The sequence below is a fragment of the Kocuria sp. CH-021 genome, from assembly GCF_049716185.1.
Classification (GTDB): Bacteria; Actinomycetota; Actinomycetes; order Actinomycetales; family Micrococcaceae; genus Kocuria; species Kocuria cellulosilytica.
In genome coordinates, this window is the sequence record NZ_JBNAFK010000002.1 from 24,624 (window position 1) to 49,481 (window position 24,858).

The 24,858-nt window shown below is 73.3% G+C and carries 17 protein-coding genes and 1 tRNA gene; 10 read left to right on the forward strand and 8 right to left on the reverse strand.

The window, feature by feature from the left end:
* The 5 genes from ACPYN7_RS01435 to ACPYN7_RS01455 form a co-directional block, all read right to left on the reverse strand.
* Entirely contained in the window at positions 1-981 is a 981-nt protein-coding gene (locus ACPYN7_RS01435; protein WP_424346476.1) for a ribose-phosphate diphosphokinase, read from the reverse strand.
* Between the two features lie 2 nt (positions 982-983).
* Entirely contained in the window at positions 984-2,441 is a 1,458-nt protein-coding gene (gene glmU / locus ACPYN7_RS01440) for a bifunctional UDP-N-acetylglucosamine diphosphorylase/glucosamine-1-phosphate N-acetyltransferase GlmU (RefSeq protein WP_424346592.1), read from the reverse strand.
* A gap of 232 nt (positions 2,442-2,673) precedes the next feature.
* Positions 2,674-2,746, reverse strand: a tRNA-Gln gene (locus tag ACPYN7_RS01445).
* Positions 2,747-2,808: 62 nt separating this feature from the next.
* Positions 2,809-3,576: a hypothetical protein gene (locus tag ACPYN7_RS01450; RefSeq protein ID WP_424346477.1), complete on the reverse strand. Its 768-nt coding sequence runs from the start codon at positions 3,574-3,576 to the stop codon at positions 2,809-2,811.
* A 336-nt stretch (positions 3,577-3,912) separates the two neighbouring features.
* On the reverse strand, positions 3,913-4,683 hold the full coding sequence (locus ACPYN7_RS01455; protein ID WP_424346478.1) for a calcium-binding protein: 771 nt from the start codon (positions 4,681-4,683) through the stop codon (positions 3,913-3,915).
* Between the two features lie 404 nt (positions 4,684-5,087).
* Between ACPYN7_RS01455 and ACPYN7_RS01460 the strand changes: the two genes are divergently transcribed.
* The 3 genes from ACPYN7_RS01460 (at position 5,088) to ACPYN7_RS01470 (ending at position 9,784) form a co-directional block, all read left to right on the forward strand.
* On the forward strand, positions 5,088-6,932 hold the full coding sequence (locus ACPYN7_RS01460; protein WP_424346479.1) for an ABC-F family ATP-binding cassette domain-containing protein: 1,845 nt from the start codon (positions 5,088-5,090) through the stop codon (positions 6,930-6,932).
* Between the two features lie 4 nt (positions 6,933-6,936).
* On the forward strand, positions 6,937-8,139 hold the full coding sequence (locus tag ACPYN7_RS01465) for an aminoglycoside phosphotransferase family protein (protein WP_424346480.1): 1,203 nt from the start codon (positions 6,937-6,939) through the stop codon (positions 8,137-8,139).
* Between the two features lie 79 nt (positions 8,140-8,218).
* On the forward strand, positions 8,219-9,784 hold the full coding sequence (locus tag ACPYN7_RS01470; protein WP_424346481.1) for an arylsulfotransferase family protein: 1,566 nt from the start codon (positions 8,219-8,221) through the stop codon (positions 9,782-9,784).
* A gap of 141 nt (positions 9,785-9,925) precedes the next feature.
* Here the strand turns inward: ACPYN7_RS01470 and ACPYN7_RS01475 are convergent, their stop codons facing one another.
* Positions 9,926-11,170 carry a ScyD/ScyE family protein gene (locus ACPYN7_RS01475; RefSeq protein ID WP_424346482.1) on the reverse strand — a complete coding sequence of 415 codons (1,245 nt, stop codon included), beginning with the start codon at positions 11,168-11,170 and terminating at the stop codon, positions 9,926-9,928.
* A gap of 215 nt (positions 11,171-11,385) precedes the next feature.
* Here ACPYN7_RS01475 and ACPYN7_RS01480 point away from each other — a divergent pair, with 215 nt between their 5' ends.
* Positions 11,386-13,062 (forward strand): bactofilin family protein, encoded by a 1,677-nt coding sequence (locus ACPYN7_RS01480; RefSeq protein WP_424346483.1) that lies wholly within the window; start codon positions 11,386-11,388, stop codon positions 13,060-13,062.
* A gap of 3 nt (positions 13,063-13,065) precedes the next feature.
* Here the strand turns inward: ACPYN7_RS01480 and ACPYN7_RS01485 are convergent, their stop codons facing one another.
* Both ACPYN7_RS01485 and ACPYN7_RS01490 read right to left on the reverse strand, forming a co-directional pair.
* Positions 13,066-13,512, reverse strand: a complete 447-nt coding sequence (locus ACPYN7_RS01485) for an adenylyltransferase/cytidyltransferase family protein (protein ID WP_368826302.1) — start codon at positions 13,510-13,512, stop codon at positions 13,066-13,068.
* 181 nt (positions 13,513-13,693) lie between these two features.
* Positions 13,694-14,905: an acyltransferase family protein gene (locus ACPYN7_RS01490; RefSeq protein WP_424346484.1), complete on the reverse strand. Its 1,212-nt coding sequence runs from the start codon at positions 14,903-14,905 to the stop codon at positions 13,694-13,696.
* Positions 14,906-15,303: 398 nt separating this feature from the next.
* On the opposite strand from ACPYN7_RS01490, the gene ACPYN7_RS01495 reads away from it, so the two are divergent.
* The 6 genes from ACPYN7_RS01495 to ACPYN7_RS01520 are packed head-to-tail and all read left to right on the forward strand — an operon-like array spanning position 15,304 to position 24,735.
* Entirely contained in the window at positions 15,304-16,017 is a 714-nt protein-coding gene (locus ACPYN7_RS01495; RefSeq protein WP_424346485.1) for a hypothetical protein, read from the forward strand.
* Between the two features lie 33 nt (positions 16,018-16,050).
* Positions 16,051-20,154: a fibrinogen-like YCDxxxxGGGW domain-containing protein gene (locus ACPYN7_RS01500; RefSeq protein WP_424346486.1), complete on the forward strand. Its 4,104-nt coding sequence runs from the start codon at positions 16,051-16,053 to the stop codon at positions 20,152-20,154.
* The gene (locus tag ACPYN7_RS01505; RefSeq protein WP_424346487.1) at positions 20,151-20,975 is read left to right on the forward strand and encodes a CDP-alcohol phosphatidyltransferase family protein; all 825 of its coding nucleotides are present in this window, start codon (positions 20,151-20,153) and stop codon (positions 20,973-20,975) included. Before ACPYN7_RS01500 ends, ACPYN7_RS01505 begins: the two co-directional genes overlap by 4 nt.
* A complete protein-coding gene (locus ACPYN7_RS01510; RefSeq protein ID WP_058874426.1) occupies positions 20,965-21,930 on the forward strand; it encodes a glycosyltransferase family 2 protein in 966 nt (321 codons plus the stop codon). Before ACPYN7_RS01505 ends, ACPYN7_RS01510 begins: the two co-directional genes overlap by 11 nt.
* Positions 21,931-21,937: 7 nt before the next feature.
* Positions 21,938-23,212, forward strand: a complete 1,275-nt coding sequence (locus tag ACPYN7_RS01515; RefSeq protein WP_058874425.1) for an O-antigen ligase family protein — start codon at positions 21,938-21,940, stop codon at positions 23,210-23,212.
* Entirely contained in the window at positions 23,209-24,735 is a 1,527-nt protein-coding gene (locus ACPYN7_RS01520; RefSeq protein WP_424346488.1) for a lipopolysaccharide biosynthesis protein, read from the forward strand. The genes ACPYN7_RS01515 and ACPYN7_RS01520 overlap by 4 nt, the downstream gene beginning before the upstream one ends.
* The last annotated feature ends 123 nt before the right edge of the window (positions 24,736-24,858 follow it).

Genomic DNA, 24,858 nt, shown 5'->3' on the forward strand with positions numbered 1-24,858 from the left:
TCAGGACCTGCCGTTGAAGAGGCTGGTCACGGAGCCGTCCTCGAAGACCTCCTGGATGGCCCGGGCGATGAGCGGGGCGATCGAGAGGACCGTGAGGTTCTCGAACTGGTGCTCCGGCGGCACGGGCAGGGTGTCCGTGACGACCACCTCGAGGGCGCCGCACGTGGACAGCCGCTCCACGGCCGGGTCCGAGAACACCGCGTGGGTCGCGGCGATGATGACGTCCTTGGCGCCCTTCTCGCGCAGCACCTGCACGGCGCCGGAGATGGTCCCGCCGGTGTCGATCATGTCGTCGATCAGCACGCAGGTGCGGCCCTCGATGTGGCCCACGACCTCCTTCGAGGTGGCCTGGTTGGGCCGGGTGATGTCCCGGGTCTTGTGCACGAACGCGAGCGGGCACCCGCCCAGCAGCTCGGTCCACTGCTCCGCCACGCGCACGCGCCCGGTGTCCGGGGAGACCACGGTGACGTTGTCGACGTCGACGACGGAGCGCACGTGGGCCGCCAGCAGCGGAATGGCCATGAGGTGGTCGACGGGACCGTCGAAGAAGCCCTGGATCTGCGCGGTGTGCAGGTCCACGGACATCAGCCGGTCCGCGCCGGCCGTCTTGTAGAGGTCCGAGATGAGGCGGGCCGAGATCGGCTCGCGGCCGCGGTGCTTCTTGTCCTGCCGGGCGTAGGGGTAGAACGGGGAGACCACGGTGATCGACTTCGCGGAGGCCCGCTTGAGGGAGTCGATCATGAGCAGCTGCTCCATGATCCACTGGTTGATCGGCGCCGGGTGGGACTGGATGAGGAAGGCGTCCGTGCCGCGCACCGACTCCCCGAACCGCACGTAGGTCTCGCCGTTGGCGAAGTCGTAGGCGTCCGTGGGGATCAGCTCCGTGCCCAGCTCCGAGGCGATGCGCTCGGCGAGCTCCGGGTGGGCCCGCCCCGAGACCAGGACCAGCTGCTTGGCACCTGCGTTGGTGATTGCGGTCATTGTTACTCGCTTTCCTCGGTGGTGTCCGCGCCGGTTCCTGCGCTGGAGTGCTCGGGAGACCCCGGTGCGGCCGTGGCCGCACCGTTGCCCAGGGCCCGCTCGGCGGCCTCGGCCGCGGCGGTGCCGGCACGGTGCTCCAGGACCCAGTTCTCGACGACCCGCTGCGCGCCCTCGGTCAGGGCCAGGGCCCCGGGCGGCACGTCCTTGCGGATCGTGGTGCCGGCCCCGGAGTAGGCGCCGTCGCCGACGTGCACGGGCGCCACGTACATGTTGTCGGAGCCCATCCGGACGTGGTCGCCGATCACGGTGCGCTGCTTGCGCACGCCGTCGTAGTTGACGAAGACCGAGGCCGCCCCGATGTTGGAGTGCTCACCGATCGTGGCGTCCCCCACGTAGGACAGGTGCGGGACCTTCGAGCCGGTGCCGATCCGGGAGTTCTTGGTCTCCACGAACGTGCCGATCTTGCCCTCATCCCCGAGCACCGTGCCCGGGCGCAGGTAGGCGAAGGGGCCCACGCTCGCGCGCGGCCCGATCACGGAGCCGGAGCCGTGCGTGCGCACCACGTGCGCGCCGGGGCCCACCTCCACGTCCGTGAGGGTGGTGTCCGGGCCGACGACGGCGTCCTCGCCCACCCGGGTTCCCCCGTGCAGCTGGGTCCCCGGCAGGATCGTGGCGTCCGCGGCGATGCGCACCTGCACGTCGATCCAGGTGCTGGCGGGGTCCACGACCGTCACGCCGTTGCGCATGTGCGCCTCGAGGACCCGGCGGTTGAGGTGGGCGCCGAGCTGGGCGAGCTGCACGCGGTCGTTGGCGCCCTCGACCTCCCAGCGGTCCTCGATCTTCAGCGCGTCCACCGCGTGGCCGGCCTCGCGGGCCAGCAGCGGGACGTCCGTCAGGTACATCTCGCCCTGGGCGTTGTCCGAGGTGACCTTCGCGAGGGAGTCCCGCAGGACGTCGGCGTCGAAGGCGAAGATGCCGGAGTTGATCTCGGCGACCGCGAGCTCGGCCTCGGTGGCGTCCTTGGCCTCCTTGATCTCGCGGAACGAGCCGTCGGCGTCCCGGAGGATCCGGCCGTAGCCGCCGGGCTGCTCGTGGTCGGCGGTCAGCACGGTCACCGCGTTGGCCCGCTCCTCGTGGTGGGCGACCAGCCTCCGCAGGACCTCCGGGGTCAGCAGCGGGACGTCGCCGTAGGTGACCACCACGGTGCCGGCCAGCCGTTCCTGGGCGTCGAGCGCCTCCACGGCCACCTGGACCGCGCGGCCCGTGCCGGGGACCTCGTCCTGGTCCACGATGAGCGCCTCGGGGTCCTGCTCGAGGACGTGCGGGGCCACCAGGTCCCGCTCGAAGCGCACCACGGCGGCCAGCCGCTGCGGGTGCAGGCTCCGCGCGGCCACCAGGCAGTGCCCGACCATGGAACGACCCCCGATCCGGTGCAGGATCTTGGGGGTCTTGGACTTCATGCGCGTGCCCTTGCCGGCGGCCAGGACGATGACGGCGGCGGGCCCGACGGCCGCCCCCGGACGATTCGCAGGGGTCTGGGGGGTGCTCACAGCGGGATGCAGCTCCTCGGTCGTCGATCGTAGAGAGGAGCCGGTGGGCTCACCGGCTCCGGCTCCGTTCCGTCTCACTAGCTGTTGCGCTCGTCGGCTCTGGCACTTCCGAGCTTCCGGGCTGTCTGGCGGGATGCGGACGTTCCGCCTCTAGGACTCGAACCTAGACTCCACGGCTCCAAAGGCCGGGGTGCTGCCGATTACACCAAGGCGGAGCACCGCCGTGGAACGGCAGTGGTGCACGCAGTGCACAGGCAGTCACCCTACCACTCGGGCATCAGGCCCCGGCCGCTCCCGGGCGTCCCAGCACCACGATGATCCGGGCCTGGGCGGCGGCCTCCCGCAGCTCCGGGACGGCGGCGAACAGGTCCTCGACCGTGTCCTCGTCCACCCCGGAAATGATCAGCGGGGCGAGGTCCAGCAGGGGCCGCATCCGCTCGAACGCGGCCGCCGGGCCCTCCCCCGCCTCCGAGGACGCGGCCACGTTCCAGGCCACGGACGCCAGGTAGTGCGAATCCACGTCCAGGGTCCCGGCCGCGCGGGCCCGCTCCAGGAACTGGACCAGCTCCACCTCGTCCGCGGTGGCGCCCTCCGTCTCGAGCAGCAGGTGCACCTGGTGGGCGGAGGCGGCCTCCGCGAGCGCGGCGAGCATCGAGTAGATCCGGTCCTCGCTGCGGCCCCGCCCGCCGACGCCGGCCCGCGGCACCACGAGGTACTCGGCGCCCACGCCGGCGGCCAGCGAGAGGTGGTCGTCGAGGACCGCGATGACGCCCTCGTCCGGGATGTCCTGGTCGATCGAGATGTCCGCCCGGATCATCAGCGGATCGGCCCCCGCGCCGCGCAGGGCCTCCCCCACCTGGCGCTGCGGCACCGAGCCGAGGTGGCGGCCGACCAGCTGGCCGGGTCCGGCCGGGATCTCCACCGGCCCGGGGTGCTCCGTGACGGCGCGGACGGCGGTCTCCAGGTCCGTGATGCCGTTCAGCCTGGTGCCCAGGGGTCGCGTGCTGGGGGTCGAGGAGGATCGCTCCGTCGGGTTCTGCTCCATGGCCCCATGCTCTCACCCGTGCGTGTGCCGCCGCTGAGAAATTTCTGTTCGCACACCCGCCGTCCCCGCCGCCGAGCCCCCGACTCTCCGGAACTCGGTGAGCCGAAGCCCCAGCTTCCGGCGCTCCGTCTCCGCCGAACCCCCACCCCCTGGGTCCCGACGCGCCGAGTCCCCAGTCCTGTCGCGTTTCCCCACGACTATTCCTGGGGATGTGCGACATGACTGGGGGCTCGGCGGGATGCGCACCTGACAGGTGCGGACTCGGCGGATGTGCTGGCGGTGGCGGCGGCGTCTCACGATCGCGCCATTACCACCGCCACCGCAGCGCTGCAGCCGTCACACCGCTGACCCGAGAACCGCGCTCCTCCTGACCGACTCGCAGTTGAGCACGGTGTCACCGCCGTCGGCCTCGCAGTTGTCGATGCCCTGCTCTCCGTTCAGGTAGTCGTTGAAGGCCACCCCGTCCACGCCGTTCAGGACGTCGTTTCCGGTGCCGCCGTAGTGCTTGTCCTTCCCCGCCTGCCCGTAGAGCTTGTCCTTCCCTGCATTGCCGTACAGAACGTCGTCGCCGGCGCCGCCGTAGAGGATGTCGTCGCCGTCTTGACCCCACAGGATGTCGTTCCCGCTACCACCCAGCAGGTAGTCGTTGCCCGATCCGCCGAACAGGTAGTCGTTGCCCGCCTGTCCGAACAGGTAGTCGTTGCCGCTCTGCCCGTAGACGATGTCCCTGGCGGTCCCGCCGTAGACCACGTCGTTGCCCGTCCCGGTATCGACGCGCGACGACTTGGTCACGGACGTCAGGTTCACCCTGTCGTTGCCGCCTCCGGTGTCCACCCGGACGGACGAGACGCCCGCCGCGGCACACCGGATGGTGGTGGTGCTCAGCCTGACGCACTGGCTGCCGGCGACCACGGAGTCCCCGGTGTCCGTGACCCTGTAGTAGGCCTTGCCGCCCTGGACGTAGGGAGCCACGGTGATGTTGTTGTTCTTTCCCGGACTGGCCGCGATCTTCAGGACGCCGCCGTCCACCGCCACGCCGGTGCTCACGGCCTGGGCCGGTGTGAACCCCATGAAGAGCGTGGAGCCGGCCAGGACACCGGCGGCCACGACTCCGGCGAGCCGCTTGCGCGGTGAGGTTCGGCCTCCCTTGCTGTCGGGACAGGAACGCGATGCATCGGAACGCTGTGTTGTTGCCATGATGGTGCCTCCGCATTTGCTGGTCTTCTCCTGCGGCGCCTCGTGACGCCATCTACAGCATGCGGAGTCATGCATTCACAAAGCGTCCACCCCCAGCATGAGGATTCGACTACACCCCGGGATGCATCGCCGGATAGTGACTCGCCTCGATGCCCAGGCCCGCCCCGCTCCGGCGAGCCCCCAAGCACGTCGCATCTCCCCACGATTCTTCCTGGGGAAACGCGACCGGACTGGGGGCTCGGCGCCAGTGGGCCGAAGTTCGGGGGCTCGGGGCGGCGGGTGAGGGCGGGCGGGCACGCGAGTACCCTTGACGGGTGGCACATCTACTCGGCGGCGAGAACCTGCACCTGGAATTCCCCACCAAGACGGTCTTCGACGCCGTCAGTCTCGGCATCGACGAGGGCGACCGGATCGGCATCGTGGGCCGCAACGGCGACGGCAAGTCCACGCTCATGAAGCTGCTCGCCGGGCGGCTGAAGCCGGACGGGGGCCGCGTGACCGTGCGCTCGGGCGTGCGCGTCGGCATGCTCGACCAGGCCGACGTCCTGGACCCGGAGCTGACCGTGGGGCATGCCGTCGTCGGCGACCGCGAGGAGCACGAGTGGGCCGGGGACGCGAAGGTGCGGGACGTGATCTCGGGGCTGGTCAAGGACCTCGACTGGGAGGCGAAGCTGGGCGAGCTCTCCGGCGGGCAGAAGCGCCGCGTGGCGCTCGCCGCGCTGCTGGCCGGGGACTGGGACGTCATCTTCCTGGACGAGCCCACCAACCACCTGGATGTGGACGGCATCACCTGGCTGGCCCGCCACCTCGGCAACCGCTGGCCGAAGAACCAGGGCGGCCTGGCCGTGGTCACCCACGACCGTTGGTTCCTGGACGCGGTGTGCACCGACACCTGGGAGGTGCACGACCGGATGGTGGAGCCCTTCGAGGGCGGCTACGCGGCGTACGTCCTGCAGCGCGTGGAGCGGGACCGGCAGGCCGCCACCGTGGAGTCCAAGCGGCAGAACCTCATGAAGAAGGAGCTGGCGTGGCTGCGCCGCGGCGCGCCCGCCCGCACCGCCAAGCCCAAGTTCCGCATCGAGGCCGCGAACCAGCTGATCAACGACGTCCCGCCGCCGCGCGACACCGTGGCCCTGTCCCAGCTGGCGGTCTCCCGGCTGGGCAAGGACGTGGTGGACCTCGAGAAGGTCTCCGTCTCCTACCCCACCGAGGACAACGGGCCCCGGGAGGTGCTCCGGGACGTCACGTGGCTGATCGCCCCCGGGGAGCGCACCGGCATCCTGGGCGTCAACGGCGCGGGCAAGTCCACGCTGCTGGGCCTGGTCACCGGCGAGGTGCAGCCCACGAGCGGGCGGGTCAAGCGCGGGAAGACCGTGAAGATCGCGACCCTGACCCAGCAGCTGTCCGAGCTGGAGGACGTGGCCGAGGACCGGGTCTCGGACGTGGTCGCCTCGAAGCGCTCCACCTATCTGGCGGACGGCAAGGAGATGACGCCGGGCCAGCTGCTGGAGCGGCTCGGCTTCACCAACGAGCAGCTCGCCACCCCGGTCAAGGACCTCTCCGGCGGGCAGAAGCGGCGCCTGCAGCTGCTGATGATCCTGCTCGACGAGCCGAACGTGCTGATCCTCGACGAGCCGTCCAACGACCTCGACACCGACATGCTCGCCGCCATGGAGGACCTGCTCGACACCTGGCCGGGCACCCTCCTGGTGGTCTCGCACGACCGCTACCTCCTGGAGCGGGTCACCGACCAGCAGTACGCCGTGATCGACGGCCGCTTCCGGCACCTGCCCCGCGGCGTGGAGCAGTACCTGGAGCTGGCCTCCCAGTCCCGCACCGGCACGGCCGCCGGCTCCGCGAGCGCCTCGAACCCGCTGGCGGCCACGGGGACGGCGTCCCCGAACGGGACGACGACGGCGCAGGGCGCGCCCAAGCTCTCCGGCGCCCAGGCCCGGGCCGCGCAGAAGGAGGTGGGCTCGATCGAGCGGAAGCTGGAGAAGCTCGCCGCGCAGGTCGACTCCCTGCACGCGGAGATGGCGGCGCACGACCAGTCCGACTACACCGGCCTGGGCAGGATCACCGCCCGGCTGAACGCGGTCCAGGACGAGATCGAGGAGCTCGAGCTGCGCTGGCTCGAGCTGTCCGAGGACCTGGTCTAGCCCTGTGGCGGGCCCGGAGCAGGCGGCGGTGGCCCTGCTGTCGGGCTCCGGGATGGGACCGGTCCTGGAGCGCGCGCTGGCCCCGGCCGGGCTGTCCGTGCTCCGGTGGACCCGGCGGCGGGTCCACCACCGTCCCGGCGCCGGGGTCACCGCGGTCTTCGACGTCGTGGCCCTGGACGGCGAGCAGCACACCGCCGAGGTGGTCTGCGTGAGCACCGCCTCCCCGCCCGCCGGCACGCCACCGGAAACGGTGCGCAGCCGGCACGCCGGCGTGGAGCTCATCGCGTGGCGGCACCCCCACGACCCGTGGCTGCCCGGCCTGCCCTGGGCGTCCTCGCCCGAGGCCGTGGGCCGGGAGGTGTTCGCCTCCGCCGTGCCCGCCGAGCTCACGGAGGTCTCCTACCGGCCCACCCGCCGGGCGGTGCTGCGGGTCTGCCACGAGTCGCAGGTGCGCTATCTCAAGGTGCTGCGGCAGGGCAGGGCCGCGGCCCTGCACGCCCGGCACCGGATGCTCCTCGAGGCGGGACTGCCCGTGCCCGCGCCCGACGGCGAGCCGGTCCAGGACGTCGTGGTGCTCCGGCAGCTGCCCGGCGCGCCGCTGGCCGCGTCCGTACGGGCGGACGGCGCCGCCGCCCTGCGTCCCGAGCACGTGCTCGCGCTGCTCGACGCCCTGCCCGCCGCCGCGCTCGAGCTGCCCTCCCGCCCGTCCTGGACGGACCGGATCCTGGCCTACGGGCACGCGGCCGCGGTGGCCCTGCCCGAGGAACGCACGCGGATCGAGCACCTCGCCGCGGCGATCGACCGCGCCCGCCGGGACACGGACCCCGGTCCCACGGTGCCCGCGCACGGGGACCTCTACGAGGCCAACCTGCTCGTGGGCCCGGACGCCTCCGGGGAGTTCGGGCCGCTGACGGGGCTGCTGGACGTCGACGCCGTGGGCCCCGGCCACCGCGTGGACGACCTCGCCTGCCTGGTCGCCCATCTGGCGGTCCTGCCGACGGTGCACGACCGCTACACGCACGCACCGGCCCTCACGGAGCGCCTGCTCGCCGGCTTCGACGAGGTCGTGGACCCCGCCGCGCTGCGGGTGCGCTGCGCCGGGGTGGCCCTGTCCCTGGTGGCGGGCGCCCGCCGCTCGGGCGGCCCGCCGCACCGGGCCCGGCGGCGCCTGGAGGTCGCGGAGGGGTTCCTCGCGGCCATCGGCTGATGACCGGATCCTGATCATCACGAACGAGGACTCGGTGTGGCAAACCCGCTCTGACCAGCACGAACGTAGGCTGGACCACATGACCCCCTCTCCACGACGACGTCGCCCTCTGCTGCTGGGTTCAACCGCTGCGGCCTTCCTGGTGCTGAGCGGGTGTTCCGTCCCCAGCGACTCCACCGGTCAGGCAGTCGACAGCGCCGAGGCGTCGCCGACCGACGACGCGCCCATCGCGCAGTCGCCCGTCTTCGAAGGCGACCACGACGCCTACCGGACCAGGCCGGACCTGGAGCAGTTCGGCGCCGACATCACCCCGGGACCGGCTGCCGAGGAAGCCTACGAGGGCGTGATCGTGCTGTCCCCGAGGAACACGGAAGCCGAGGAGCAGTCCATCGCCAATGCCGTCCTGGACGGGAACGGCGATCCGCTGTGGCTGCAGAGCTTCGATGCCCTGGACGACGCCAACGACTACGTCCACAACGCCCTGGTGCAGACCTACGACGGCGAGCCGGTGCTGACCTGGTGGGAGGGCAGCGACCAGAAGGGCCACGGGTACGGCGAGGTCGTGATGGTCGACTCGTCCTATCAGGAGGTCCGCCGGGTGTCCGCCGCCGGTGGTCTGGCCGTGGAAGGGCCCGACTTCCACGAGTTCCGCATCACCGATCAGGACACCATGCTGTGGGTGGCCTACGTTCCGGCCCAGACCGATCTCAGTGGCATCGGAGGACCCCAGGACGGATGGGCCCTGGACGGGGTGGTGCAGGAGGTCGACATCGCCAGCGGTGACGTGCTGTTCGAGTGGAGCGCCCTGGACCACGTCCCGGTCTCGGCCACGCGCCACGTTGCCGTCACGGATCAGGACTGGGGCGAGGCCCTGGGCACCGAGGAGAACCCGCTCGACTACTTCCACATCAACTCGGCGCAGATCGACGACGACGGATCGTTGCTGGTCTCGGGCCGCAACACCCACGCCGTCTACAGCATCGATGTCGAGACCGGCGAGGTGAACTGGACCCTCGGCGGCACGGACAGCGATTTCGAGCTGTCCGAGGAGGCCTACTTCTCCTGGCAGCACGACGCCCAGCGCGACGAGGACGGCACCATCCGGATCTTCGACAACGCCGCCACACCGGCCTACCGCGAGAACTCGCGGGTGCTGTGGCTCGAGCTCGACGAGGACGCCGGGACGGCCGGCATCGCACGGCAGCTCGACCCGCCCGAGCCGCGGCTGTCCGACTACATGGCCAATGCGTCCCGGCTCGACAACGGGAACCTGCTCGTCGGCTGGGGGTGGGAGCACTACTACACCGAATACACCCCGGACGGTGAGGTCGTCTACGACGCAGCCACCGCCCCCTTCGACAGCTACCGGGCCTACGCCGCGCAGTGGACCGGGACCCCGGCCGAACCACCCGCTCTCGTCGTCGACGGCGACAGCGCCTACGTCAGCTGGAACGGCGCGACGGAGGTCGCGCAGTGGCGCCTCCTGGCCGGTGCCGACGAGGCCGCCGCCACAGAGCACGCGGTCGTGGACAAGGACGGCTTCGAGACCCGGATCCCGGCACCGCCCGCAGCACCGTACCTCGCGGTGGAGGCCCTCGACGCCTCCGGCGAGGTGCTCGGCGCGAGCTTCGTGCACGCCGAATAGCCCGGTCCTCCGGCGCCGTCATCGGGCCCGGAACCGATCGTGCGGCACGTGCGCGTGGAGTCGCACCAGGCGCCGGCGGGCGGTGGCTGGACCCGCCACCGCCCGCCGTCGTCGTCGTTCCGTCCTGTCCTACTCCTCGTCCTACTCCTCGGCGTCCTCCAGACGGTAGGCGTCGGAGAAGTCCAGCTCCCAGACCGCTCCGCCGCCCACGGCGCCGAACGGGTTCTGCGGGCCCGCCGCGATGCCCTCGGCGGTGGCCACGCTGTTCACCGAGGCGTAGACCTCGCCGTGCCGGCCGGTCGCCAGGCCCGCCGGGAGCGGGACGTCGATCGCGTACCGGGCGGGGTCCTCGTGGTGCCGGTGCAGCACCACCACCTGGCCGGGCACCTTCCCCGGGGTGGACGGCGCCTCGTCCGCCGGGGTCTCCCCCGGAGGCATCGGCGGGGTCGGCCCGAACAGCTGCGAGACGTACAGATGGCCGCGGTCCACGGCCACGCCGGTCACCGCGGTGAAGCCGTCCCAGCGCTGCAGCTCGGTGCCGTCCGCGGAGAACTGCACGACCGAGGCCTCACCCGGCCGGACCGACCCCAGACCGCCCACGTAGACGTTGCCGTGCCGGTCCGCGGTCAGGGACGTCGGCACGAACTCGGCCGGGCCCTCGGGGTCGTCCGTCCCGTCCGGCAGCGCGGTGGTCGGCCATGTGGCCCACGCGGTGATCTCGTACTCCGGCGGCGAGTCCTCCGTGGCGGTGGCGAAGTCCGGCTCGACCTTCCACACGGTGTTGGCCCCGGCGTCGGCCACGAGCGCGTAGCCGTCCGGGGACCCCTCGTCGTCCTCGTCCACGTACAGGATCGCGTACGGGTTCGAGTCGACCTGCGCGCCGTCCGGGTTGAGCTCCTCCTCGGCAGCCTGCAGGTCGGCGTAGGAGACCAGGTACGTCTCCCCGTTCTCCTCCGTGCCGGCCACGAACATCGCTCCGCCGCGTGCCTCGAACACCGAGAGGTCGAGACGCTCGGGGTCGTAGCCCGTCATGATGTACTGCCCCGCCACGTCCGTGGCGTCCGCACCGGCGGGAGCCTCCGCGAAGGTCCCGTCCGGAGCCGCCACGGACAGCAGCCCCTCCACGACGGTCGACACCGTGGGCGTGTCCTGTCCGGGGTTCTCGATCAGGGTGACGGCGCCGCTCGGACCCGCGCACCGGGCCCCGACGCACTCCGTGCCGCCGCGGCCCGCCTCGGCCACCACGAGGGCGCCGTCCTGGTCCCGGTTGAGCTGGCGCGGGTTGTCCAGTCCGTCCGCGACCACGCGCGGCCCCGCCGGCGGGTCGTCCCCGTGCGCGAGCGCCGCGGGCAGCGGCCCCGCCAGCACCACGACTGCCGTGACCACGCCTGCTCCGAGTCTTCTTGTCATGACCCACCCCCGGTCGGATCCCGCCGCGCGCCCGCCGCGCGCCGCCCTCAGGCTAGGACCGGCACTGCGCCCCCACCAGGAACGCTCCGCAACCGTGACCACCTCTTCACCTACGCGCGGGTACATGGCGGGGTGCCGTCACACTGGCCGGTTCCTTGACTCCGTCCCGGCCCGGGCGTGGACTCGAGGACATGGAGACCCTGCCGGTGCCCCGCACCTCGCCCGTCCCGTTCCGCCGCCGCCTGCCGACCCTCCTGGCCCTGCTGAGCCTGCTGGCCGTCGCGCTCGCGGGCGTCCTGCTCGCCGCCCCCGCCGGTGCGGCCGAGATCCGCGGTGAGGAGAACGTGGTGGTCGCGGCCGACGAGGTCGTGGACGACGACCTGTACGTGACCGGCGGGGACGTGGTGGTCGACGGCACGGTGCGCGGCGACCTCCTGGTCGCCGGCGGGACGGTGACGGTCAACGGCACGGTCGAGGGGGACCTGATGGCCGCGGCCCAGACCGTGGTGATCGAGGGCACCGTGGGCGACGACGCCCGCGTGGCGAGCCAGGTGCTCCTCCTCGGTGAGCAGGCCCGGGTGGCCGACGACCTGGTCACGGCCGGCTTCAGCCTCGAGACGCGCCCCGGCGCCGAGATCGGCGGGGACGTGCTCCTCGGCGCCTACCAGGCCCTGCTGGCCGGCACCGTCGACGGCGAGGTGACCGCCGGGGCCGCCGCCCTGACCCTGGCCGGCGCGATCGGCGAGGACGTGCAGGCGGACGTGGGCGCCGCCGACGAGGCCGGGGCCGCGTGGGCGCCCACGACCGGTGTCGCCGTGCCCCGGGTGGACCCGGGCCTGACCCTGACCGACGCCGCGCGCCTGGGCGGGGACCTGTCCTACCGGTCCGGGACGGAGGCCGCGATCGCCCCGGGCGCCGAGATCGCCGGCGAGGTCGTCTACGACCCGGTGGTGGTCGAGGAGGAGGCCGTCGGACCGGCCGGCCCGCTCGCGCTGCTGATCGACGGGCTGCGCCTGTTCGTCACGCTGTTCCTGGTCGGTCTGCTCGCGCTGTGGCTGATGCCCCGGGCCACGACCGGGGCGGAGGGCACGCTCCGGGCCCGGCCCTGGGTGAGTCTCGGGTGGGGTGCGCTGGCGGTCGTCGGCACGGCCGTCGCCGTGCTCGCGGTGCTCGCCGTGGCGGTCCTGCTGGCCATCGCCCTGGGCTGGCTGACCCTGGCCGGGCTGGCCGCCGCGGTCGTGGCCGCGGGCGTGGTCCTCGACCTCGTGCTGGTCCTGGGCCTGGTGCTCGCCGTGGCCCTGCTGGCACCGGTCGTGGTCGCGTACACCACGGGGGCCCTGCTGCTGCGGGACCGCGCCCCGGCGCGCTTCGGCAAGCGCGTGCTCGCCCTGGCCCTCGGCCTGCTGATCTACGTGCTGCTGCGGGCCGTGCCCTTCCTGGGTCCCGTCGTCGCCCTGCTCGTGGCGCTGTTCGGCGTGGGCGCCCTGGTGGTGTGGGCCTGGGACGCCGCCCGCCGCGGCCGGGCGCGCCGGAGCGCGGACCGGGGCCGCGGGCACCCCGGAGCGCCGTCCGGCGACCCGCGGTACGGCGGGTCCTGGCCGGCGGGCTCGGGACCTGTGGGACCGGGGCAGGCCGGCTCGGGGCCTGCGGGTCCCGGGCACGGCTCCCCGGCGGGGCCGCCGCAGATGGGCCCGCCCCCGGGGCAGCCGATCCAGCGGCACGCCCCGCGGGAGTCCCCGCAGGGGCCGGGGTCGTCCCAGGGACCTCGCGCGCAGGGCTCCTCGCCGGCATCGCCGCAGGGGCGCCCGCGGCCGCCGTGGTCCGGCGGGGACTCCGGGCGGGAGCTCCCCCCGGAGTCCCCGCGCTGAGCCTCAGGCCACCGGGAGCGAGAGCACCTCGAGGGCGGCCCGCAGCTTCGTGGAGGACGTGTGCACCGTGTACGGGAAGTACACGACCTCCACGCCCACCGCCGCGAACTCCCGCTCGAGCCGCTCCCCCTTCGGGGTGCCGCGCCAGTCGTCGCCCTTGAAGAACACGTCGAAGCGCAGCTGCTCCCAGGTGTCCAGCTTGTCCAGCAGCACCTCCGCGTGGACCTGGTCCACGTAGCGGATGTGCTCGACGATCTCCATCCGCTCGCGCAGGGAGACCACCGGCCGGTGTCCCTTGGTGATCTCGATCAGGTCGTCCGAGACGACCCCGGCGATCAGGTGGTCGCAGTGCTGCTTCGCCTGGCGCAGGATGTTCAGGTGCCCCACGTGGAACAGGTCGAACGCCCCGGCCGCGTAGCCCACGCGCGGTGCGTGCTTGTCGGTGCTCATGTCAGTCATTCCCCCCTCGGGATCCTGCCGGGGCCTCCTGTGCCCCGGCCCGGTGGACCGCCCGGACGACGCCGGGAGTCCTTCTCGGTCTGCTCGCCGCGGCCCCGGAGGCGCGCGGCGGAAATCTGTGGGCCCGTCCGACCGCGAACTGAAGGTCGCGGGCGCACGGGCGGGTGCGGGCTCAGCCGGACGGCTGCCCGACCGGCTGCCCGGACGGTTGCCCGCCTGCCTGCCCGGCAGCCGGCTCGGCCGGCCGCCCGGCGGCGTGCCCGCCCGAGGGCACGGCGGCCTGCTCTCCGGACGGCTCCGGCGGGACCGGGGCGGCCGCCGGCGCAGCGCGCCGGCCGGTGCGGCGGCGGTGGTGCCAGCGGGCCACGGGCTCCTCGACGAACCACCAGCAGGCGATGCCGGCGGCCGTGCCCACCAGCACGCGCAGGGCCACCCCGGCCGGTCCCGGCAGCTCGCCGAACACCGCCGTCAGCGCGTGCCCGGCCCCCAGGTGGAGCAGGTAGATGCTGTAGCTGGCCAGCCCCAGGAGCTGGATCGGCGTCCACCGCATCCCCGCCAGCACCCGGGTGCCGAGCCGGCCGGTGGGCCCGTGCAGGCCCCAGAGCACCACCAGGCAGGCCGCGACCGCCTGCGCCGTGTAGCGGACGGTCTCGCGGAAGAGCTCGTCCCGGATCAGCAGCGAGCCGAGGTAGAGCAGCACGGCCAGCACCAGGACCCGGTCCCGGCCCCACCACGCCGGGGCGCCGGCCGCGCCCTCCCGGGTGGTCCGGGCGTACCAGATCGCGGCGAGCACGCCGATCGCGATGGCCTCGAGCCGGGTGTCGGTGCCGAAGTAGATCCGGTCCGCGCTCGCCCCGCCCAAGTGCAGGGCCACCCGCGCGCCCGCCGAGGCGAGCGCGGCGATCCCCGCCAGCACGGCCAGCGCGGTGGCCGGCCGGCGCCGGCCCACCAGCAGCAGCCAGATCAGCGCGAAGGCCACGTAGAACTGCTCCTCGATGGACAGGCTCCACACCACGATCGAGCCGGGCAGCACGTCCACCTGGGAGTCCGTGTAGCGCCAGTTGAAGAAGAAGAAGACCTGCCCCAGGAAGTCCCCGAGACCCACCGGCCGCACCAGCCACGCGTACAGGGCGGTGGGCAGCACCAGAGCCACGAGCAGCGGCGGGGCCAGCTTCAGGGCCCGCCGGCGGTAGAACCCCGCGATGTCGAAGCCGCCGGTGCGCCGGTGCTCCTTGAGCACCAGGTGCGTGATGATGAAGCCGGAGATGACGAAGAAGATCGTCACCCCGCTGCCGCCCGGCACCAGCTCCAGGCCGGCGTGCGCGAGCACCACGAGCATCACCGCGGCGGCCCGCATCGCGTCCAGGTGCGCGAACTGCCGCACGGGCAGCTGCGCCCTGCGGCGCCGGCGCGCCCCTGCTGGTACCGGTACTGGTGTCTCCCCCGCCACAACGTCCCCCTGCGTTCGCCGGACGCCGCGCTCCCCCGAGCCGCGGCCGTCCCGTGCTGCGTCCGGACTCCCCATTTGCTTGAAGAAATTCCGGTGATCGCCTCACCCTACTGCGGAGAAACCTGCGTTTGCATCCGAAAAGGAGGGTCAGAAAAGGGGACATCGAAACTCGTTCCCGATCGTTAACAGCGGGGTTAGACTCCATGCGATCCAATGAATCCGGACGGGGGGTCGTCCGGGAGGCCGCGGGGGTCCCTCGACCCACAACCTGCGGCGGATCACCGCGGCGCCGGCCATCGGCGCCGGAAGTTCAGATCTGGGGGGGAGCTGACATGATCCTTGACCTGTCGTGCGCATCGAGCACTCGAGGTCCCACTGTCCGTACCGCGCACCGGCTGCTCGGCGGGCTCGTGCTCGCCGGTCTGCTGGCCGGCTGCGGTGCCGGCGGCACCGGCGACGACCCGGCGGCGGAGGCCCTCGAGGCCAACACCGTGGTGGAGCTGGAGACGCCGCAGGAGGTCCGCGCCAAGGACCTGCCCTCGGCGGAGCCCGTGGCCGCCGACGCGCCGGAGGTCGAGCAGATCGAGGCGGCGCTCGAGGCCCACGAGGCCTTCGTCCCCTCGGACGAGCCGGCCCCGGAGGACCCGGGCAAGCCGCAGTCCGCCGCCGAGCTGGACGCCGCGCAGGAGCCCGCCGAGCTGGACCCGGCCGCCGTCGCGGTGGCCGAGGAGTCCGCCACCGGCGCCGCGCTCCAGGAGATCCTCGCGTCCCTGGCCGAGTTCGAGCACCAGGGCTGGGAGCAGCGCGGGACGCCCGTCGTCGTCGGCGAGCCCGTCTCCGCCCCGCTGCCCACGGACGACGGCGAGGCCGTGCGCGTGACGGTCTGCCTGGACTCCTCCGAGGTCACCGTGGTGGACCGTGACGGCGTGGTCGTCAGCGGCAAGCAGAAGGGCCGCAAGGCCCTGCACAACTACGACCTCTTCCGCCAACCGGGCGAGTCCTGGCAAGTCGTCCAGCACGGCTTCCCCGACGACCCGACCTGCTGATCCGTCCGCACGAACCTGTTGAGGAACCACACCATGGGAAACACGAACACCCCGCCCCGGGCGGACCGGGCCCGGCGCCGGGCCCGCACGGCCCGCACCAGGGCGAGCCTGAGCATCGGCACCGTGCTGGCCGTCGCCACGACGCTGCTGACCTTCGCCCCGGTGGGCGCCGCCGAGGCGCCCCCGGTGGACGGCAAGACCGCGGCCTCGGCCGCGGCGTCCTGCTGGGAGATCAAGCAGAAGGACCCGAAGTCGGCCTCCGGCGTCTACTGGCTGGTGACCCCGGCGATGACCGCACCCGAGCAGTTCTACTGCGACCAGGTGACCGACGGCGGCGGCTGGGTCCTCGTGGGCCGCGGCCGCAACGACTGGAAGGAGTACTACCAGGGCGTGGGCACGCCCAAGGACGTCTCCTCCACGGTCACGGGCACCGCGGCCTTCGCGCCCAAGCAGCTGTCCTCGGAGACGGTCGACGACCTCCTGAACGGGCAGCGCCCCGACTCCCTCGACGACGGCATCCGGCTGCGCCGGGCCCGGGACGCCGCGGGCACCACCTGGCAGGAGGGGCGGATGAAGATCTCCGCCAAGCCGTACTGGAACTGGGCCTTCGGCTCCCGCACCCCGGTGACCTCCTACTCGTTCGCCTACGGCGGGAGCGTGGCCTCCGGGACCAGCGGCACCACCAACGACATCGGCACCACCGGCACGGCCCGGATGCGCTTCGAGGACACCGCCGAGACCAGCTGGCAGCGCGGCTTCCGCTACGGCGACGAGATGGCCGGCAGCAACACGTCGACCACTTACCTGTGGTCCCCGGCCACCGGCGGCAAGGGCGCCATGCCCTTCACGCAGGTGTACCTGCGGCCCAAGGTCGACCAGAAGGCCTTCAGCGGCAAGGCGATCCCGGACTCCGGGACCGCCGCGATCGCCCAGCGGACCCTGCCCAACAGCGGCGCCGAGCCCACCAAGTGGGGGGCCGTGGAGCGCGCCGACGGCCAGGGCGAGGAGATGAACACGGAGGTGCAGGCCCTCGAGCAGATCGGGAGCACGGTCTTCACCGGCGGGAACTTCAAGGCCATGCAGCGCAGCGCGGCCGGCACCGGGCGCGTGGCCCAGTCCTACCTCGCGGCCTTCGACGTCAACTCCGGTGAGCTGCGCACCGACTTCCGTCCGGTCTTCGACGGCCAGGTCAAGTCCCTCGCGGAGCTGCCGAACAACCGGCTCGCCGTGGGCGGGCGCTTCAGCACGGTCAACGGCGTGAGCTCCCCCGGCTTCGTGGTGCTCGACGCCACGACCGGCAAGGTGGACACCGCCTGGAACCTCAAGGTGGAGAACCTGCTCACCAACGGCGTGCTGCAGGTGCGCACCCTCGACGTGCAGGGCGACTGGCTCTACCTGGGCGGCGCCTTCACGCACCTCAGCGGCGGTCAGGAGACGGGCCGTGTCTACGCCCGCGCCGGCGCCCGCGTGAAGATCTCCACGCGCACCCCGGACTCCTCCTGGAACCCCGAGTTCAACGGCACGGTGACCAGCATCGACGCCTCCGCCAAGGGCGACCGGCTCTACGCGGCCGGCTACTTCAACCAGTCCCAGAACGCCTCGGCGTTCCGGCTGGCGTCCGTGCGGACCACCGCCGGCGCCCCGCTGGACACCTGGACCTGGGACCCGTCCGTCCCGGTGGACTACGCCGACCCGGGCCAGCTCGCCTTCCAGCTCGCCGTGCGCGAGCAGGGGAACACCGTGTGGGCCGGCGGCGCCGAGCACTCCATGTTCGGCTACGACCGCTCCACCTTCCAGCGCACCTCCCAGGGGATCACCACCGCCGGTGGCGACATGCAGGCGATCACCTCGACCGACAGCACGGTCTTCGGGGCGTGCCACTGCTTCAACTGGTTCAACGCCGGCGCCACGAAGTGGACCCGGCTCTCGACCCAGCCGACCACGGTGGCCGACCGGATCAACGCCATCGGCGCCTGGGACGCCGGCACCGGACGCTTCATCCCCGGCTTCAACCCGGAGATCAAGGGCTTCGGCGGCTGGGGCGTCTGGGCCACGCTGATGGACAGCAACGGGGTCCTGTGGACCGGCGGCGACATCAACCGCAGCATCTCCTCCACCGGCTCCCCGCAGTGGTCCGGCGGCTTCCTCCGCTTCGCCCCGCGGGACGCCAAGGCCCCGGCCGCGCCCACGGGCCTGAAGGTCGGTCTCGACGGGACCTCCGACGTCCTCACCTGGACGGCGGCCCCCGAGTCCGGGGTGACCTACCAGGTGCTGCGCAACGACCGGCCGGTCGGCACCGCCACGGGCACCAGCCTGAAGGTCCCGCACGTGGACGGCGCCCGGTACGCGGTGCGCGCGGCGGACGCCGCGGGCAACGTCTCCGCCTCCACCCCCGTGGTGCTGGCGGGCACGGAGCCGGCCCCCGAGCCGCAGCCCGAGCCCGGGACCGGCACCAGCACCCTGATCGCCGAGGGCGCCACGTGGAAGTACCACCACAGCCGTGACGTCTCGCCCGGTGCGGACTGGACGTCCACCGGCTTCGACGACTCCGCGTGGAAGCAGGGCTCGGCCGTGCTCGGCTGGGGCGACGCCTCGGTGAGGACCACGCTGGTGGCCGACGGCACCCGCCCGATCGTCACCCAGTTCCGCCGGACCGTGGACGTGGCCGACGCCACGAAGGTCGCGAAGCTGACCCTCACGACCCGCGCCGACGACGGGGTGGTCGTCTTCGTCAACGGCAAGGAAGTGGTCCGCTCCAACGTCACCGACGGCTCCTTCGAGGACCACCCCTGGGCCCTGGCCCCGCGCCGGACCGCCACCGCGGTGGCGGAGCCCGTCACGGTGGAGGTCCCCGGATCGGCGCTGAAGACCGGCAAGAACGTGATCTCCGCCCAGATGCACTCCAACTGGACGAACACCACGGACGCCAGCTTCGACCTCACCGCCGTGGCCACCGCCGGCACGCAGCCGGCGCCGCCCGCCGAGGAGGAGCCGCCCGCGGAGGAACCGCCGGCGGAGGAGCCCCCCGCGGAGGAGCCCCCTGTCGAGGAGCCGCCCGCCGAGGAGCCCCCGGCCGAGGAGCCGGCCGATCCGGACGCGCTCGTCGCCGAGGGCGCCACGTGGAGGTACCACCACGACCGCGCCAACCCGCCGGCCCGCGGCTGGGCGTCGACGGACTTCGACGACGCCTCCTGGAAGCAGGGCTCGGCCGTGCTCGGCTGGGGCGGCGACCAGGTGAGGACCACGCTGGTGGCCGACGGCACCCGCCCGCTGACCACCTACTTCCGCCGGTCGGTGCAGGTGGCCGACGCCTCCACGATCGAGAAGCTGACCCTCACCACCCGGGCCGACGACGGCATCGCCGTCTACGTCAACGGGGAAGAGGTGACCCGCAGCAACCTGCCGGACGGGCTGCTGTCCTCCGGGACGTACGCGACCGCCCCGCGCCGGACCGCTACCGCGGTGGCCGAGCCCGTCACGGTGGAGGTCCCCGGCTGGATGCTGCGCGACGGCGAGAACGTCATCGCCGCCGAGATGCACTCCAACTGGACCAACACCACCGACGCGAGCTTCGACCTGAAGGCCGTGGTCACCGAGGGCGAGCAGCCCGAGGCGCCCGCGGTGCTGCCCGACGTCATCGCCCGCGGGGCCGAGTGGTCCTACCGGCACGAGGACTCGGCGCCCGAGGCCGACTGGCAGGAGGCCGGCGCGGTCACGGGCTGGCTGAAGGGGAAGGCACCGTTCGGCTGGGGCACCCCCGTGGCCACGGAGCTGACCACGGACGGGCGCCGGCCGGTGGCCACCCAGTTCCGCAAGGAGTTCACGGTGGCGGACCCGGCGGCGCTCGGGGACCTGCAGCTCACCACCCGGGCCGACGACGGGATCGTGGTGCGGGTCAACGGCAAGGAGATCGTCCGGTCCAACATGCCGGAGGGCTCCCTCGACTGGACCAGCTACACGCTGGGCGCCCGGAGCACCACCGCCGCCCTCGCCGACCCGGTCACCGCCGTGGTGCCGGCCTCGGCCCTGAAGGCAGGGGTCAACGTGGTCAGCGTCAGCATGCACCTCGACTACCGGGCGACCCCGGACGCCAGCTTCGACCTCGAGCTGGCGCCCCGTTCGAAGGACGCGGCATGAGCACCACCACCGGCAGCGCCGGCGCTCCGCGGCGCCGGCCCACCTTCCCGGAGGCCCTGGCCGGGCTGCGCGCCGCGCAGAAGCCCGGCCAGGGGGTCCCGGCCTACACCCGGTGGGTCAACCGCCCGCTGGCCCGCTACGCCGCGGCCGAGGCGGCCGCGGCGGGGCTGACCCCCAACGGGGTGACCGCCCTCAGCGCGGTCCTCTCCGCGGCGGGGCTGGCCGTGCTCGTGGCGCTCCCGCCGGCCCCGGCCACGGGCGTCGTCGTCGCCGTGCTCCTCGCGGCCGGCTACGTCCTGGACTCCGCCGACGGGCAGGTGGCCCGGCTCACGGGCACCGGCTCGCCGGCCGGGGAGTGGCTCGACCACGTGGTCGACTCGATCCGGACCCCGGCGCTGCACCTGGCCGTGGCCGCCGCCGCCCTGCTGCACCCGCGGCCGGAGGCCTTCCCGGCCGCGGCCCTGGCGGTGCTCGCCGCGCTGTTCGTGCTCGTGGAGGTCGGCCAGTTCATGAGCCAGATCCTCGCCGAGCAGCTGCGGCGCAAGGGCGGGATCGCCGGGCCGCCCTCGGGCGGGACGCTGCGCTCCTTCCTCAACCTGCCCACCGACGCGGGGGTCACCTGCTGGATCTTCCTCCTCTGGGGGATCCCCGCGCTCTTCCTGCCCGCCTACGCGATCCTGCTGGCCGCCCTCGCGGCGATCAGCGCGGTCTCGATGCGGCGCAAGTACCTGGGCCTGGCCGCCCGGCCCGCCGACACCGCCCCGGACGCCGACGACGTCGGCGCCCTCCCGACCGACAGGAGCACCCGCCATGTCCGCTGACGTCCTCACCCCCGCCCCGGCCACCGCTGCCGGCTTCCGCACCGAGCACCCGTCCGTGTCCGTCCTGATCGCCACCGCCGGGCGGCCGCAGATGCTGCGCGAGGCGGTCCGCGCGATCGTCGAGCAGGACTACGCCGGCCCCGTCCAGGTCGTGGTCGTCTTCGACCGCATCGAGGTGGACCCGCTCGAGGACGTCCGCGTCCCGGCCGGCGTGGAGCTGCGCACCGTGCCCAACACCCGCTCCCCGGGCCTGGTGGGCGCCCGCAACACCGGCATCCACGCCGCCACCGGGGAGATCATCGCCTTCTGCGACGACGACGACGTGTGGGCCCCGCACAAGCTCGCCCGGCAGGTGGCGCACTGGCACCGGCACCCGGAGGCCTCGGCGATCGCCGGCGCGATCGAGATCGTCTCCCACGAGCGCACCATCCGGCGCGTCCCGCAGGCCGTGGCCACCTTCCCGGAGCTGCTGGCCGACCGGATGATGGAGATCCACCCCTCCGCGCTGATCTGCCGCCGCGCCGACCTGTACGGGCCCGTGGGCCTCGTCGACGAGGACCTGCCCTCCTCCTACGGCGAGGACTACGACCTGCTGCTGCGCCTGGCCCGGCACGCCCCGGTGCACTCCGTGCCCGAGACCGTGCTGACCGTGCGCTGGGACCGGCCCTCCTTCTTCCGCCAGCAGTGGGGGGACATGGCCGGCGCCCTGACCTACATGCTGCGCAAGTTCCCCGAGTTCGAGACCTCCGACCGGGGCACCGCCCTGATGGCGGGCCAGGTGGCCTTCGCCCACGCCGCCCGCGGCGACCGCCGGGAGGCCGTGCGGTGGGCCCGGGCCGCGCTGCGCCGGGACCGCGGGCAGCTGCGCGCCTGGGGGGCCCTGGCCGTGGCGACCGGCGCGGTCAGCGCCGAGCGGCTGCAGAACGCCGTGTCCTTCTTCGGCCGAGGAGTGTGAGGCGGCCGTGGCCCTCCTGAGCCCCTCGGTGGTGCGGCCGGCCCCGGTCCGCCGCACCACCGCCGCCCTGCCCGCCTGGCCGCTGCTGGTCCTGTTCTGGGGGCTGCCGCTGATCTGGGCCTCCGGGGCCCTGCAGTTCGCCCCGGCGCTGCTCGCCGTGGCCATGCTCTTCCTGCTCGTGCTCCGCCGCGGCACCACGGTCCCGTGGCCGGCGTGGGTGCTCGGCGTGTTCCTGCTCTGGATGGCGGCGAGCTCGGTGCAGATCGAGGGCTTCGGCTCCTGGATGGGCTTCGCGCTGCGCTGGGTGAACATCTTCGCCGCGCTGATCTACTTCGTCTACTACTGGAACGCCCGGGAGACCCTGGACCACCGGCGGTTCCTGCGGGCCGCCGTGGTCGCGTGGGCCACGCTCGTGGGACTCGGCCTGCTGACGTTCGTGATCCCCGAGGCGCGGCTGACCACCCCGATCGGGCTGCTGCTGCCGGAGGGCATCACCTCCAACGCGCTGGTGCAGAACTACTTCTTCCCACCCCTCGCGGAGGTCCAGATGCCCTGGGGGGCGCCCGAGCCCTACAACCGGCCGGCGGCCCCGTTCCCGTACACCAACGGGTGGGGCTCCGGGTTCGTGCTCCTCACGCCCCTGGTGCTCGCCTACCTGACCACGGTGCGCTTCCGCGCCCGGCACCTGCTGATCGTGGCCGGGCTGCTGGCCTCGCTCGCCCCGGCCGTGGCCACGACCAACCGGGGCATGTTCCTCGGCATCGCCGTGGCGCTCGGGTACGTGATGGTCCGGATGGTCCTGCGGGGCCGGATCGGGGTCGCCCTGGCCGGGATCGCGGGCGTGGCCGCCGTCGGCGGCTGGCTCGTGGCCAGCGGCGCCGTCGATCGGATCATGGGCCGGCAGGAGTACAGCGACAGCACGGGCACCCGCTCCGACCTGTACCGGGACACCTTCCTGGCCACCCTGGACTCGCCGCTGCTGGGCTACGGAGCGCCCCTCTACGACGAGACCGTCGGCATCGAGATGGGCACCCAGGGATACGTCTGGACCCTGATGTTCTGCTACGGGCTCGTGGGCCTGGGCCTGTTCATGGCCTATCTGCACGGGACCACGCTGATGACCCTGAAGGTCCGCAGCACCACCGGGCTGCTCGTGCACTCCGCGCCCGTGGCCGCGTGCCTGTTCTTCACCTACTACGGCCTGGACGCGGTGCAGTTCATCCTGATCAGCCTGTCCCTGGCCGTGCTGCTGCGCTCCCGGCGCTACGGGGAGGGGCTGTGAGCCCGCAGCCGCTGGCGCGCTCGGGCTCGCTGACCTTCGCCTTCGTGGTCACCGGGGCGGGGCTGGCCTTCGCCGCCACGCTGGTGGTCTCCAACGCCTCGGGCGCGGCGGCGGCGGGCCAGTTCTTCCAGGTGGTGGCCGTGCTGGCGATCGCCACGACCCTGTCCACCTTCGGCGCCGACACCGGGCTGGTGCGGGCGGTCCCCGCCCTCACCGCCCGGGGCCAGGGCTCGGCGGTGACCGGGGTGCTGCGGATCGCGGGGCGCCCGGTGCTCGTGCTCGCTGCGGGCGTGGCCGCTGTGGCGGCCGTGCTCACGGCCCTGCCGGGGGTGCTGCCCGAAAGCGTCGGCCCCGCCGTCCTGCTCGCCGCGCCCTTCCTGGTGCTCGGCGCCGTGCTCAACCTCGCCTTCGGCGCCCTGCGCGGGCTGCACCGGGTGCCGACCTTCTCCTTCCTGCAGAACGTGGTGCTGCCCTCGCTGCGGGTGCTCGGCGTCCTCGCCGTCGTCCTCGCCGGCGGAGGGCTGCTGGCCCTCACGGCGGCGTGGACGGTGCCGGTCGCCGTGGTCGCCGTGCTCGCCCTCGTGCTGCTGCGCCGGTACCTGAAGGGCCTGCGCGACGAGCCCGGGGCCGCGGCACCGCCGGGAACGGCGGTGCAGCGGCGGGCGTTCTGGTCCTTCTCCTCCGCCCGCGGCGTGACCGCCTTCGTCGAGGCGCTGCTCGAGTGGCTCGACGTGCTGCTCGTGGCCGCGTTCCTGGGCCCCGCCGCGGCGGGCGTCTACGGCGTGGTCAACCGGTGCATCCGGGTGGGCGCCATGCTCGACCACACCGCGCGCATCGTCACGGGCCCGTCCATCAGCGCGGCGCTCGCGGTCGAAGACCTCGCCACCGCCCGGTCGGTGTTCACCCGCACCACCGCGGTGCTCGTGGCCGGCGCCTGGCCGTTCTACCTCACGCTGCTGCTGTTCGGCCCGGTCATCCTGTCCTTCTTCGGCGAGGGCTTCGAGTCCGGCTACCCCGCGATGCTCGTCATCGCCTCCGCCATGCTCCTGGCCGTCTCGGCCGGCGGGGTGCAGTCCCTGCTGCTGATGGCCGGGCGCAGCCGGTGGCAGCTGATGAACAAGTCCGCGGCCCTGGCCGTGGCGGTGGCCCTGAACCTGTGGCTGATCCCGCAGTGGGGCCTCGTGGGGGCGGCCACGGCGTGGGCGGCGTCGGTGCTCACCGACACGGGACTGGCCCTGTTCCAGTCCGTGCGGCTGCTCGGCATCGCCCCGCGCTGGTCCGTGGTGGGCGCCATCGCCGCGGCCGCCGCGGTGCTCACCGGCGGCGGCGGGCTGGCGGTCCGCGCCCTGCTCGGCCCCGGCACCACCGGACTGTTCGTGCACCTCGCGCTGACCGGTCTGCTCGTGGCCGGCGCCGCGGCGGTGCTCGTGCTCCGGGGCCGGACCGCCGTCCGGGGGACGGACGCCGAGGCGTGTGGCCCGAAGAGGCCACGCAGTTCCCGGGTCCTGCTGTGGTCCCGCTGAGTTTGCATCTGTAACATTCAAATCGATCGACATCGGATCAGGACGCCGCCGGCCGGGCTGGACTCGGCAGCGCTTCCGACAGGCCGGGGTCGGCGATCCGCCGGGGGGCGGACGCCGGGCACG